The sequence below is a fragment of the Phaeobacter italicus genome, from assembly GCF_001258055.1.
Taxonomy (GTDB): Bacteria; Pseudomonadota; Alphaproteobacteria; order Rhodobacterales; family Rhodobacteraceae; genus Phaeobacter; species Phaeobacter italicus.
Genome location: NZ_CVRM01000032.1, coordinates 211,445 through 224,241, shown reverse-complemented (window position 1 = coordinate 224,241; position 12,797 = coordinate 211,445). Strand labels below are relative to the sequence as shown.

Below are 12,797 nucleotides of genomic sequence, written 5' to 3'. Positions count from 1 at the left end.
TTGGGGCGGTCTTGCGGACTGCCCCATCCTTCGCTTTGCGGGAGCGCGGCACCCGGCTGGTGCACTGTGCCCGTTTCCTCCCAACCACAAGACCAGACGTGGGGGCCAATCTTGACCATTCCCGTATTCGAACCCTGGAACGATCCAGAGGCCAAGCCTCTGATCCAATTCCAGAATGTGACCAAGCGCTTTGGTGAGTTCACCGCGATTGATGATCTCACTCTCGGCATTTACGAACGGGAGTTCTTTGCGCTTCTGGGCCCGTCTGGCTGTGGCAAAACCACCATGATGCGGATGTTGGCGGGGTTCGAAACCCCAACCGACGGAAAGATCTATCTCTCAGGTCAGGACATCGCTCCCGTCCCGCCGAACAAGCGGCTGGTCAACATGATGTTTCAGTCCTACGCGCTGTTTCCCCACCTTAGCATCTGGGACAATATTGCCTTTGGTCTCAAGCGGGAAAACAAACCCAAACATGACATCGAAGAACGGGTGCAGGAAATGCTGCGCCTGACACGGCTTGAGAAATTCGCCCGCCGCAAACCGCACCAGATTTCAGGTGGGCAACGCCAGCGTGTCGCACTTGCCAGATCACTGGCAAAAGCACCAAAACTCCTGCTCCTGGATGAACCCCTTGGCGCGCTCGACAAGAAGCTGCGTCAGGATACCCAGTTTGAGCTGATGGACATCCAAGAAAAGACCGGAACGACCTTTGTGATCGTAACCCACGACCAGGAAGAGGCGATGACCGTCGCCTCGCGTGTTGCGGTGATGGACAACGGCAAACTGGTCCAGGTCGCGACCCCGGATCGGATCTATGAAAACCCGAACTCTGTATATGTGGCGGATTTCATCGGTGACGTGAACATCATAGAAGGTACGGCAAAACCGACCGGCCCCGATCAATACGACATCACCTGGAAAGAGGGCGCCGAGCCGCTGAATGTTAAAAGCCAGAACAGCTTTTCTGACGGACAGACCTGTCATCTGGCAATCCGCCCGGAGAAAGTCACCATCAGCGCAGACAAACCCGCAGATGCCGACAATGCGGTGCAGGGGCGCGTTCTGGACATCGCGTATCTGGGCAACATCTCTACCTATCACGTAGAGTTGCCTACCGGTGCGGTGATCAAAGCGCAGACCGCAAACACCCGTCGTATCGCCCGCCGCGCCTTTACCTGGGAAGACCCGGTCTGGCTGTCCTGGACAGCCACCGCCGGTGTTCTGCTGGCTGAATGATGCGCCGCTTCGTCCTTATCGCAATTCCCTATCTTTGGCTGCTGGCGCTGTTTTTGGTGCCATTTGCCATCGTGTTCAAAATCGCGCTGTCCGACGCGGCGATTGCCCGTCCTCCCTACTTCCCTCAGTTTGACTGGGTCGAAGGGATCGGCGCATTTCTGGCAGAGCTCGACTTTGAGAACTTCGTCTGGCTGACAGAGGATGATCTATACTGGAAAGCCTATCTCAGCTCGTTGCGGATCGCCTTCATTTCCACGTTCCTGACGCTCTTGGTTGGCTATCCGATGGCCTACGGCATGGCGCGTGCGCCTGAGGAATGGCGCCCAACGCTAATGATGCTGGTCATCCTGCCGTTTTGGACATCCTTCCTGATCCGCGTCTACGCCTGGATGGGTATCCTGTCGAACGAGGGGCTGCTGAACCAGTTCCTGATCTGGACCGGCCTGATCGACAGCCCACTGACCATTCTGAATACGAATACGGCAGTCTATATCGGCATCGTCTACACCTATTTTCCATTTATGATCCTGCCGATCTATTCCGCGCTGGAACGGTTGGATGGCTCGCTGATCGAAGCGGCAGAAGATCTGGGATGTTCGCGGCTACAAGCCTTTTGGCTGGTAACCATCCCGCTGTCGCGCGCCGGGATCATCGCAGGGTGTTTCCTCGTCTTCATTCCGACATTGGGTGAATTTGTCATTCCTTCACTGCTTGGCGGCTCTGACACACTGATGATCGGCAAAGTGCTGTGGGAAGAGTTCTTCTCCAACCGTGACTGGCCGGTGGCCTCTGCGGTGGCGGTGGTCCTGCTGCTGCTGTTGATCGTCCCCATCGTTCTGTTCCAGCGGAACCAGCAAAAGCAGCAGGAGGCGGAACAATGAACAGATTGAGCTGGTTCAACACCGTATCACTGACGCTGGGCTTTGCGTTCCTCTATATCCCGATGGTGATCCTGATCATCTTCAGCTTCAACGAAAGCAAGTTGGTCACGGTATGGGGTGGCTTCTCTGCCAAATGGTATGGCGAGCTGCTTCAGAACGAGTCCTTTTTGCAGGCTGCATGGGTCACACTGAAGGTTGCGGTGCTGTCCTCGACCCTCGCCACCGTCCTTGGCACCATGGCGGCCTATGTTCTGGTACGCGGCGGTCGTTTCCTGGGCCGCACCCTGTTTTCCGGCATGATCTACGCACCGCTGGTGATGCCCGAGGTGATCACCGGCCTGTCGCTGCTCTTGTTGTTCATCGGCATCGGGCTGGATCGGGGCGTGATGACCATTGTGCTAGCGCATACCACATTTGCGATGTGTTATGTCTCCGTGGTTGTTTCCTCCCGGCTGATTACATTTGACCGCTCCCTGGAGGAGGCCGCGCTTGATCTTGGCTGTTCGCAGGCAGAAGCGTTTCGCCTTGTGACCCTCCCAATCATTGCCCCGGCAGTAATATCGGGCTGGCTTTTGGCCTTTACCCTGTCCTTGGACGATCTCGTGATTGCATCGTTTACCGCCGGCCCATCGGCGACCACTCTCCCAATCAAGATCTTTTCGGCAGTACGTCTGGGCGTCAGCCCCGAGATCAACGCACTTTCGACAATTATGATCGGGATCGTGACTGTTGGGGTCGTGACAGCCTCCTTGGTGACAAAGCGCCAAATGGTGCGTCAACGCCGGGATGAACAGAACGCTGAACGTTCGTAGCACAGTGAATTCGAGCCAAAGGAGCGCCTGATCAGGCGCTCCTTTTCATATCCACTCAGGTGATCGTATCAGGCCCAAACGCTCCAGCTGCTCCGGCCCGTCATAGCGAACCGCCCCTTCGTGCCAGAGAACCGGAGAGGTGACGATCTTGTCATAGTATTCGTCAAACAGCTCAGGCTGGTGAAAATGCTCGCGGCGCTGTTTTTCAATCCGGGATTTATGCACCACTTCGGGCAGGAATTTTGTGTGCAGAAGAGCCCCGGATGCCATTGTCCCACCCGGCCCGTCATACAGACTGTTCAGGCGTCGTGGCAGCGCCGCATGGGTAGAGTTGGTGTAGGCAAACCGCCGGTTCCACTTGATCAATGGCACCTTGTTCAGCGTGGGCGACCGGCGAGGATCTTGGGCAAAAAACACCCGCTCACGTATCCCACCCTGAACCCAGAGATTCCCGCGTGGCCTCTGCCGCTTTGCTCGATAGGGGCCGGGATCGAACCATGGCAACGTCTGGCGCGGGTCATCAGCCGGGTCATGGGCCACATCCGCGAGCGCCCCTTTGGGAAATAGATCCAGCATCAATGCGCCAAACCCCTGCTTGCCCTGCTGATCAAGAAGGCGGGTCAATCCACGCAGCCCATGCTTTGTGTCGCCGCGAAACACCAACAGTTCGTCAGCATCAACACTGAGACACCAGCGGCCATGACCAAAGCGGATCTGTAGCCAGCCCGCCCAATCCAGCCCGAACCGTGCCGCGCGATAGCTCGCCCCGGTCTGCCAGAGAGAGACATCAGACTGCGCAGCCAAGAACTCGGCGCTGCCATCATCGCTGTTGTTGTCGACCATCAGGAAATGATCGATGCCCAACGCGCGGTAGAACGACAAGAAATGGGGCAGCCGGGTGATTTCGTTGCGCAACACGGTGATTGCAAGGATCGCCTCGGGCTGCAGGTCGTGGGTTCTGTCAACGACCTGCAGCAAGTCGCGCCGCGCACGAAATGACCGCCACAGCAACCGCCGCCGCTGCCAGCGCAGCCGGTAGGCCGCCACCAAGGAAATCGGCGGCAGACCAGAGACATGGGACCGTACAGGCGACGGCCCGACCATCCTAGCGCTCGTAGTTGCCGGCCTTATGCCAGCGCCATGCGTCCGCAATCATGGTCTCCAGATCGGAACGCGAAGGTGTCCAGCCAAGGATTGTCGCCGCACGAACAGAACCGGAAACCAGTTTGGTGCAATCCCCACCACGGCGTGGGCCAACGGTATGAGGAACAGGCTTGCCGGTCACTTCTGCGGCCTTGTCCATCACTTCGCGCACGGAAAACCCTGTGCCCGTCCCCAGATTGAAAACTTGACTGTCTTTGCCGTCCTGCAACCACTTGAGCCCCAGAACATGCGCATCAACCAGATCACAGACATGTACATAGTCCCGCACACATGTACCGTCCGGCGTATCATAGTCCGTGCCAAAGATCGTCAGCGCATCGCGTTTTCCGTCGATTGCATCCAGCACCAACGGAACAAGGTGGGTTTCAGGGCGGTGGAACTCGCCAACCTCTGCTTCAGGATCGGCACCCGCAACGTTGAAATAGCGGAAGATCACCGAACGCAGCCCGTGAGAGGCCCCAAAATCGCGCAGGATATCCTCAACCGCGCGCTTGGACGCGCCATATGCGTTCAGCGGATGTTGCGGTGTGCTTTCATCCAGCACAACGTTGTCATGTTCACCGTAGGTCGCGCAGGTCGAAGAGAACACGAAATCAAGGCAGCCCGCCGCGACTGCGGCTTCGATCAGTGTCAGGGATCCACCGACGTTGTTCGACCAGTAACGACCCGGCTCGCTCATTGCTTCGCCCACCTGACTGAGCGCAGCGAAATGCATGACGGCAACTGGTTCGTAGGTCGCAAAAACTTCGTCCAGACGCGCACGATCATTCAAATCGCCCTTCTCGAAGGGGCCGAATTTGACTGCATCCTCCCAACCGGTGACGAGGTTGTCGTATGTGACCGGGACAAAGCCAGCCGCGCGCAGAGCCTTGCAAGCATGGGAGCCGATATAACCCGCACCGCCAGTTACCAGAATATGTGTCAAAACTATCTCTTCCTGCTCAAAAGGCCGGACACATCTGCCCGGCCTGTTCATCACGTTTCTACATCAGCAGCGCCGCAGCGCGAAGACCTGATTACTGCGCGGCTTTGCTGACCTGCGCGATCTCCGTGATGTAGTTCATCAGATCGTCCCGCAGCTCGTCCCGAGCAAGGGCAAAGGCAACCGTCGCCTGAAGGAAGCCAGCCTTGGAGCCACAGTCAAAACGCTGACCGCGGAAACGATAACCGTAAACCGGCACATCCGCAGCGATGTCCTCGGCAATAGCATCCGTCAGCTGGATCTCTCCACCCGCGCCCTGCTTTTTCTTGTTCAGATTGCGCAGCACCGATGGCGCCAGAATGTAGCGACCGATAACAGCCAGATTGGAGGGCGCCTCGTCCGCATTGGGCTTTTCGACCATACCGTTCACGGAAACCACAGAACCCATGTCCTCTTTGACATCAAGCACACCATAAGAGGACGTCTTCTCGGGCGGGACTTCCATCGCGGCGACCATGTTGCCACCCGTTTCCTCGTAGGCTTCGACCATCTGTTTCAGGCAGGGCGTTTCAGCCGCAATGACGTCATCCGGCAGGATCACGGCGAAGGGCTCGTTTGCGATCAGGCGTCGCGCACACCAGACAGCGTGACCCAGACCAAGCGCCTGATGCTGACGGATATAGGCAATCGCGCCCGAATCCATGTTCGTGCCTTTCAGGATCTCAAGCAGATCATCCTTGCCTTTGCGACGCAGCTCCTGCTCCAGGATCGGCGAGTGGTCAAAGTAATCCTCCAGCGCACCCTTGCCGCGGGACGTGACAAAGATGAACTCCTTGATACCGGCCTCACGGGCCTCGTCGATCGCGTATTGCACCAGCGGACGGTCAACCAGCGTCATGATTTCCTTGGGGACCGATTTCGTCGCGGGGAGAAACCGCGTGCCAAGGCCCGCTACAGGAAAAATCGCCTTCGTTACTTTTCTACGCATAGTGCACCACTCTCTTTATCTGTTTTTAGGCTGCGCGATCGAAACCGCCGCCCTTTAGAACCAACTACCGTGACAAATCTGTGTTGAGATCAGTCAACCGAATATACCCGCGTGTCGTCAACGCCTCGGACATGGTTCGTTTGGTTCTAACGCTGCTCTTTTGTATATTAATTGCGGCTTTTGGCTTATTTGTGGCCCATCTTCCGCATCATCGCCTCAATCACCGGGACATCTTCGGGGTTGTTCAGCTCCCAGAATTCCCGCCCTTTCGCTTCGACTTCTACGCAGAGAATCTTGCGGCCGTTTTCCAGGAAACGAAGCTGCTCCAGACCTTCCAGCGTTTCCAATGGGCCAACCGGCCAGCCGGGATAAGCTGCCAGCGCGTCAGGGCGATAGGCATAGACGCCCACATGGTGAAACACAGGTGTCGGCTCGTCATCGCCATACGTCGCTGAGGTGAATGGAACCACCTCCTTGGAGAAATACAGCGCATTGTTGTCGCGACCAAAGACTGCTGTCGTTCCCCCAACCCGGCCTGCTTTGCGGTCAGCAAGAAGGCTGTTCAGCATTGCGCCCTCACAGCGCAGAACCGGCGTGGCCAGCCCCTTGTCCGGGGCACCTCGCAGACCATTGACCAGATCTTCGACAAACCAATGCGGCGTCAACGGAGCATCCCCCTGCAGGTTGACCACGATATCATAGCCGCCCCCCAGGTTCGCCAGGGCCTCTGCACAGCGTTCTGTACCGTTCGCGCAGCTTTCAGAGGTCATGACCACCTCAGCGCCGAACCCTTCCGCTGCGGTGCGGATCCGGTCGTCATCCGTCGCAACGACAACACGGTCGACACCAGTGACAGCCATCGCCGCACGCCAGGATCGTTCGATCAGCGTCAGACTGTCACCATCAGCGCCGGTCAGCGAAACAAGCGGTTTGCCGGGATACCGGGTCGAAGCGTAGCGGGCGGGAATAACGATCAGGACAGACATCAGGCTTTTTTCAACTCCACACCGGGGGCATAGGCGATGAAGAACGGGTTGGCATAGCCGTCTTTGCCATAGGTGAGCGGGCTGTGGTCGTCAAAACGCACAACTTTGCCGCCTGCACCGCCAAGAACGGCATGACCGGCAGCTGTGTCCCACTCCATCGTGCGGCCAACCCGCGGGTAGAGATCTGCCTCACCGGTGGCGACCAGACAGAACTTGAGCGACGATCCCGCGCTTTTGCTGTCTTTCACGGCATATTTGTTGATGTAATCATCCGTTGCCTGATCCCGATGGGACTTTGACGCAACCACCATCAGGGCGCTGTTGTCGCTGTCTGCCACGCGGATCGCCTTGGTCTCGCCAATTGTATCCGGATCAAACGCGCCGGTTTCCTCAACCGCCGAGCCATCCGCGAGGGTAAAGAACATCCGCTCGCGCGCGGGTGCATAGACCACACCACGGGTCGGCACACCTTTTTCCACCAGCGCGATATTGACGGTAAAATCGCCCCGACGGTGGATGAATTCCTTGGTGCCGTCCAGCGGGTCAACAATCAGGAAAGTGTCCCCAGACGTGCTGTGAGAGTCGGCCTGCTCTTCGGTCACCAGCATGACATCGGGAAATGCCGCGCGCAGACCGGCAGAGATCAAGGCGTCTGCGGCCTCATCGGCTTCGGTGACGGGGCTTTCGTCGGATTTGACCTTAACCTCGAACTCGTCCGAGTTGTAGATCTCCATGATCTTGGCACCGGCTTCGATCGCCAGGCGACGCATCACCGGAATAAGGTCATCATAGGTCACGAAAGATCTCCCCCCATATGGGTTTAGTTGATTACAGCTGTTGCCCCCCTTATGATCGGGCGACAACGGAACAGCAAGATTTCCGTGATAACGATAAGATCAGTAAGCAGAGTTTCACCGAAGCAGGCCCGGCAAAGCAGCAAACATGTTCCAACAGCGCCTTCACAGATCCCGGTTCGGCGGCTTTCTCGCGATGAGCGAGGTCGTCTACCATTCGGTTGGGCGCAGCGTGCGATCAAAACACAACAACGCCTTTATCGCCTTGGGCCTGAACCTGATGCAGGCTGTGATGTTCGTGCTGGTTTTCTATGCGATGTTTGCGATTCTCGGCATGCGCGGCTCGGCCATCCGGGGTGATTTTCTGCTCTACGTGATGTCTGGCATTTTCCTGTTCCTCACCCACGCCAAGGCGGTGGGCGCCGTCGCCGGAGCCGAGGGGCCAAGCAGTCCGATGATGCAACATGCGCCGATGAATACCATCGTGGCGATTCTCTCTGCGGCGCTTGGATCGCTTTACATTCAGATCATGTCGCTCGTGATTATCCTGTTTGTTTACCATGTGGCCTTTACCCCGATCGAGATAGAACAACCTATCGCGGCCTTTGGCATGGTGCTGTTGTCCTGGATCACGGGCGCTGCCGTGGGCCTCGTGCTGCTGGTGATGAAACCCTGGGCACCCGGCATTGTCGGCATCATCTCGACGATCTACCAGCGTGCCAACATGATCGCATCGGGCAAGATGTTTCTGGCCAATACATTGCCCAGCTTCATGCTGGCCATGTTTGACTGGAATCCCCTGTTTCACTGCATCGATCAGGCACGGGGGTTCGTGTTCATCAACTACAACCCCCACTACAGCAACTGGGAATATGCCGCATGGGTTGCCCTAGTGCTTATCATGCTTGGCCTGATGGGGGAATTCTACACCCGTCGCCGTGCCTCGATCAGCTGGAACGCAAAACGCTGATAGCCTGCCTTTACGTGACCACCCGCAAGGTCAGATTGATGCGCCCCCCCTTCGGCAACAGCCGGGAAGATTTGAACCGGATCCGATCGACCCCATGATAAGTGAGCCGCGCCTCACCGCCCATCAGCACCACGTCACCTGAGTTGAGCCAAACCGTATCGGTCTTGCCACCCCGGCTTTGATTACCGATCCGCAATAGCCCGTCATCACCCAGAGAGATCGACACCACCGGAAAGGAAAAATCGGCTTCATCTTTGTCCTGATGCAGCCCCATCCGTGCGCCCTCTCCGTAATAGTTGATGAGACAGCAATCCGGTTCACGCTCCAATCCGGTCACGTCAGACCAGATTTTCAGGATCTCCTGCGGAATCTCGGGCCAGGTCCGTCCTGAAGGGTGACGGTCTTCGTAGCGATAACCGTCTTGGTCACTGATCCAGCCAAACGCCCCTGCGGAGGTCATCCGGACCGACATCTTTCCACCCCCCGGCACTTCAGGCGAGAACAATGGCGCAGCGCGCAGAACCGGACGCAGGCATTCAATCAGCTGTTGCTGTGCAGCTCCGTCCAGATAGGGCTTTTGCAGTTCAAACCCGCGCAACCGCAGCTTGGTCATGGCTTTAGTCCGTTCTTAACCAATCCCCTGCCAAAAAGCGCAGCAATTCGCGAAACAGGACGCGATCAGGCGGTTGCAGGGGCCTTTTCTGCTCCCTATATACGCCGGGAAGCGGTGAAGTGCAGACCGAACCGCAAATGAATCGGGGCCCGAATGCCAAAATGGGTTCAGGCCTCGGGTAATCGCCTTGATAGAAAATAAGGGATCGAAAATGAGCAAAGTTATCGGCATCGACCTCGGCACCACAAACTCCTGTGTTGCCATCATGGACGGCTCGCAGCCCCGCGTTATCGAAAACGCCGAGGGCGCACGTACCACCCCCTCCATCGTGGCCTTCACCGACGAAGAGCGTCTGGTAGGTCAGCCGGCAAAACGCCAGGCTGTCACCAACCCCGACAACACCGTCTTCGGTGTAAAGCGCCTGATCGGCCGCCGGTTCGACGACGCGGACCTGGCCAAAGACAAGAAAAACCTGCCCTTCGCCGTGGTAAATGGCGGCAACGGTGACGCATGGGTCGAAGCGAAGGGTGAGAAATACTCCCCGTCGCAGATCTCCGCGTTCATCCTGGGCAAAATGAAAGAGACCGCCGAATCCTATCTCGGCGAAGAAGTAACCCAGGCGGTTATCACCGTGCCTGCCTACTTCAACGACGCTCAGCGTCAGGCGACCAAAGACGCCGGTAAAATCGCCGGTCTGGAAGTGCTGCGCATCATCAACGAACCGACCGCGGCTGCTCTGGCCTACGGTCTGGACAAGGAAAACACCCAAACCATCGCGGTCTATGACCTTGGCGGCGGTACCTTCGACGTGACCATCCTGGAAATCGACGATGGCCTGTTTGAGGTGAAATCCACCAACGGTGACACCTTCCTGGGTGGTGAAGACTTTGACATGCGCATCGTCTCCTACCTGGCGGACGAGTTCAAAAAAGAGCACGGCGTCGATCTGACCAAAGACAAGATGGCCCTGCAGCGTCTGAAAGAAGCTGCCGAGAAAGCCAAGATCGAGCTGTCCTCCTCCAGCCAGACCGAGATCAACCAGCCGTTCATCTCGATGGATCCGTCCTCTGGCCAGCCGCTGCACATGGTCATGAAACTGACCCGTGCCAAGCTGGAAAGCCTGGTGGGTGATCTGATCAAGAACTCGCTGAAGCCTTGCGCTGCCGCTCTGAAAGACGCTGGCCTCTCCGCATCCGACGTGGACGAAGTCGTTCTGGTTGGCGGTATGACCCGCATGCCGAAAGTCATCGAAGAGGTCACCAAGTTCTTCGGTAAAGAGCCGCACAAGGGTGTGAACCCGGATGAGGTTGTTGCCATGGGCGCGGCCATTCAGGCCGGCGTTCTGCAGGGCGACGTGAAGGACGTTGTTCTTCTGGACGTTACCCCGCTGTCTCTCGGCATCGAAACTCTGGGCGGTGTCTTCACCCGTCTGATCGACCGCAACACCACCATCCCGACCAAGAAGTCGCAGGTGTTCTCGACCGCGGAAGACAACCAGAATGCCGTGACCATTCGTGTGTTCCAGGGTGAGCGTGAGATGGCCGCAGACAACAAGATGCTCGGCCAGTTCAACCTTGAAGACATCCCGCCCGCACCGCGCGGCATGCCGCAGATCGAAGTGACCTTCGACATTGACGCAAACGGCATCGTGTCCGTTGGCGCCAAGGACAAGGCGACTGGCAAAGAACAGAACATCACCATCCAGGCATCTGGCGGTCTGTCCGACGAGGACATCGAAAAGATGGTCAAGGACGCCGAGGACAACGCCGAGGCGGACAAGGAACGTCGCGAGCTGATCGAAGCCAAGAACCAGGCCGAAAGCCTGATCCACTCCACCGAGAAATCGATGGAAGAGCATGGCGACAAGGTTGACCCGACCACCATCGAGGCAATTGAACTGGCGATCGCAGCGCTGAAAGACGATCTAGAAAACGAGAAGTCCAACGCCGAGAAGATCAAAGCCGGTGTTCAGAACGTGACCGAAGCAGCCATGAAGCTGGGTGAGGCGATCTACAAGGCAAGCCAGGAAGAAGCCGCAGATGAACCTGCTGCTGCTGACGACTCGGCGGGCCCCGGTGACGATGACATTGTCGATGCCGAATTCGAAGACCTGGACGACAACAAGCGTTAAGGTCTGATTTGGCCAAAGCGGGCCGGTCCGTACTCCGGGCCGGCCCGCTTTCGTTGCGGCAAGAGGGGTATTCCGATGTCCAAACGTGATTATTACGACATTCTCGGGGTGGCCAAAGGGGCGTCCGCCGACGAAATCAAAAAGGGCTTTCGCAAGAAGGCCAAAGAACTGCACCCCGACCGGAACTCCGACAATCCGGACGCAGAGGCGCAGTTTAAAGAGGCCAATGAGGCCTACGACGTCCTGAAAGACCCAGAGAAAAAAGCAGCCTACGACCGCTACGGTCATGCCGCCTTTGAAAACGGCATGGGCGGGGGGCAACGTCCGGGTGGCGGTCAGGGCTTTGGCGGTGGAGATTTCTCCTCGGCCTTCTCCGATGTATTCGACGACCTGTTCGGCGACTTCATGGGCGGTCGCGGCGGGGCCGGTGGCCGTCAACGCGCCGCGCGTGGATCTGATCTGCGATACAATCTGCGGATCAACCTGGAAGAGGCATTCTCGGGCCTCCACAAAACCATCAACGTGCCCACCGCAGTGGCCTGTGGCTCCTGTGAGGGCACCGGTGCAGAGGGTGGCGTAGAGCCGACGACATGCCCAACCTGCTCTGGCATGGGCAAGGTGCGCGCGCAGCAGGGCTTCTTTACCGTCGAACGCACCTGTCCGACGTGTTCTGGTCTCGGCCAGATCATCAAGAACCCATGTAAATCCTGCCAGGGACACGGCCGCGTTGAGAAAGAGCGGTCTCTTTCTGTGAACATCCCGGCAGGTGTGGAAACCGGCACCCGCATTCGTCTCGCAGGCGAAGGCGAAGCAGGCATGCGCGGCGGTCCTCCGGGTGATCTCTACATCTTTGTGGAAGTGGCAGCGCACGACCTGTTTGAGCGTGACGGCAACAACCTCTACTGCCGTGTGCCTGTGTCGATGGCCAAAGCTGCACTGGGCGGAGCCATCGAGGTGCCGACAATCGACGGTGGGCGCGGTCGCGTTCAAATCCCCGAGGGCAGCCAGTCAGGCCGCCAGATGCGTCTGCGTGGCAAGGGCATGCCAGCCCTGCGCGGCGGTGCAACCGGCGACATGTTCATCGAGCTGGCCGTAGAGACGCCCGTCAACCTTACATCGCGCCAGAAAGAGATCTTGCGCGAATTCGAGGAGCTGTCAGAGGACAACACCAACCCGGAAAGCCGAAGCTTCTTTTCTTCGGTCAAAAGCTTCTGGGACGGGATGAAAGGCTGATCCTGCTCAGATCGACAGAAACGAGAAAGCGCCCCAGATCGGGGCGCTTTTTTCGTAGGTTTTA

12 protein-coding genes are annotated in these 12,797 nt (G+C 57.8%); 6 read left to right on the top strand and 6 right to left on the bottom strand.

Annotation, left to right across the window (positions count from 1 at the left end; all coding sequences use genetic code 11):
* The first annotated feature begins 111 nt into the window (after nucleotides 1–111).
* The 3 genes from NIT7645_RS14645 to NIT7645_RS14635 are packed head-to-tail and all read left to right on the top strand — an operon-like array spanning nucleotide 112 to nucleotide 2,932.
* Nucleotides 112–1,239 carry an ABC transporter ATP-binding protein gene (locus NIT7645_RS14645; protein WP_050687385.1) on the top strand — a complete coding sequence of 376 codons (1,128 nt, stop codon included), beginning with the start codon at nucleotides 112–114 and terminating at the stop codon, nucleotides 1,237–1,239.
* Complete coding sequence (locus tag NIT7645_RS14640; protein ID WP_050687446.1) at nucleotides 1,239–2,120, top strand: ABC transporter permease subunit; 882 nt, start codon at nucleotides 1,239–1,241, stop codon at nucleotides 2,118–2,120. The genes NIT7645_RS14645 and NIT7645_RS14640 overlap by 1 nt, the downstream gene beginning before the upstream one ends.
* A complete protein-coding gene (locus NIT7645_RS14635) occupies nucleotides 2,117–2,932 on the top strand; it encodes an ABC transporter permease (protein WP_008561086.1) in 816 nt (271 codons plus the stop codon). The genes NIT7645_RS14640 and NIT7645_RS14635 overlap by 4 nt, the downstream gene beginning before the upstream one ends.
* A 45-nt stretch (nucleotides 2,933–2,977) precedes the next feature.
* On the opposite strand, the gene NIT7645_RS14630 is transcribed toward NIT7645_RS14635, so the two are convergent.
* From NIT7645_RS14630 to cysQ, 5 genes are all read right to left on the bottom strand, one after another.
* Entirely contained in the window at nucleotides 2,978–4,036 is a 1,059-nt protein-coding gene (locus NIT7645_RS14630) for a glycosyltransferase family 2 protein (RefSeq protein ID WP_050687384.1), read from the bottom strand.
* A 1-nt stretch (nucleotide 4,037) separates the two neighbouring features.
* Entirely contained in the window at nucleotides 4,038–5,021 is a 984-nt protein-coding gene (gene galE / locus NIT7645_RS14625; protein WP_050687382.1) for a UDP-glucose 4-epimerase GalE, read from the bottom strand.
* Nucleotides 5,022–5,112: 91 nt separating this feature from the next.
* Nucleotides 5,113–6,006 carry a UTP--glucose-1-phosphate uridylyltransferase GalU gene (gene galU / locus NIT7645_RS14620; RefSeq protein ID WP_046211492.1) on the bottom strand — a complete coding sequence of 298 codons (894 nt, stop codon included), beginning with the start codon at nucleotides 6,004–6,006 and terminating at the stop codon, nucleotides 5,113–5,115.
* 185 nt (nucleotides 6,007–6,191) lie between these two features.
* Nucleotides 6,192–6,992 (bottom strand): 3-deoxy-manno-octulosonate cytidylyltransferase family protein, encoded by an 801-nt coding sequence (locus tag NIT7645_RS14615; protein WP_008561601.1) that lies wholly within the window; start codon nucleotides 6,990–6,992, stop codon nucleotides 6,192–6,194.
* Nucleotides 6,992–7,789 (bottom strand): 3'(2'),5'-bisphosphate nucleotidase CysQ, encoded by a 798-nt coding sequence (gene cysQ / locus NIT7645_RS14610; RefSeq protein ID WP_008558714.1) that lies wholly within the window; start codon nucleotides 7,787–7,789, stop codon nucleotides 6,992–6,994. Before cysQ ends, NIT7645_RS14615 begins: the two co-directional genes overlap by 1 nt.
* A gap of 145 nt (nucleotides 7,790–7,934) precedes the next feature.
* On the opposite strand from cysQ, the gene NIT7645_RS14605 reads away from it, so the two are divergent.
* Nucleotides 7,935–8,756, top strand: a complete 822-nt coding sequence (locus NIT7645_RS14605) for an ABC transporter permease (RefSeq protein ID WP_008560083.1) — start codon at nucleotides 7,935–7,937, stop codon at nucleotides 8,754–8,756.
* A gap of 10 nt (nucleotides 8,757–8,766) precedes the next feature.
* On the opposite strand, the gene NIT7645_RS14600 is transcribed toward NIT7645_RS14605, so the two are convergent.
* Entirely contained in the window at nucleotides 8,767–9,369 is a 603-nt protein-coding gene (locus tag NIT7645_RS14600; protein ID WP_008561028.1) for an alpha-ketoglutarate-dependent dioxygenase AlkB family protein, read from the bottom strand.
* Between the two features lie 211 nt (nucleotides 9,370–9,580).
* Here NIT7645_RS14600 and dnaK point away from each other — a divergent pair, with 211 nt between their 5' ends.
* Both dnaK and dnaJ read left to right on the top strand, forming a co-directional pair.
* Entirely contained in the window at nucleotides 9,581–11,500 is a 1,920-nt protein-coding gene (dnaK, locus tag NIT7645_RS14595) for a molecular chaperone DnaK (RefSeq protein WP_008563286.1), read from the top strand.
* 75 nt (nucleotides 11,501–11,575) lie between these two features.
* Nucleotides 11,576–12,733, top strand: a complete 1,158-nt coding sequence (gene dnaJ / locus NIT7645_RS14590; RefSeq protein ID WP_008561697.1) for a molecular chaperone DnaJ — start codon at nucleotides 11,576–11,578, stop codon at nucleotides 12,731–12,733.
* The last annotated feature ends 64 nt before the right edge of the window (nucleotides 12,734–12,797 follow it).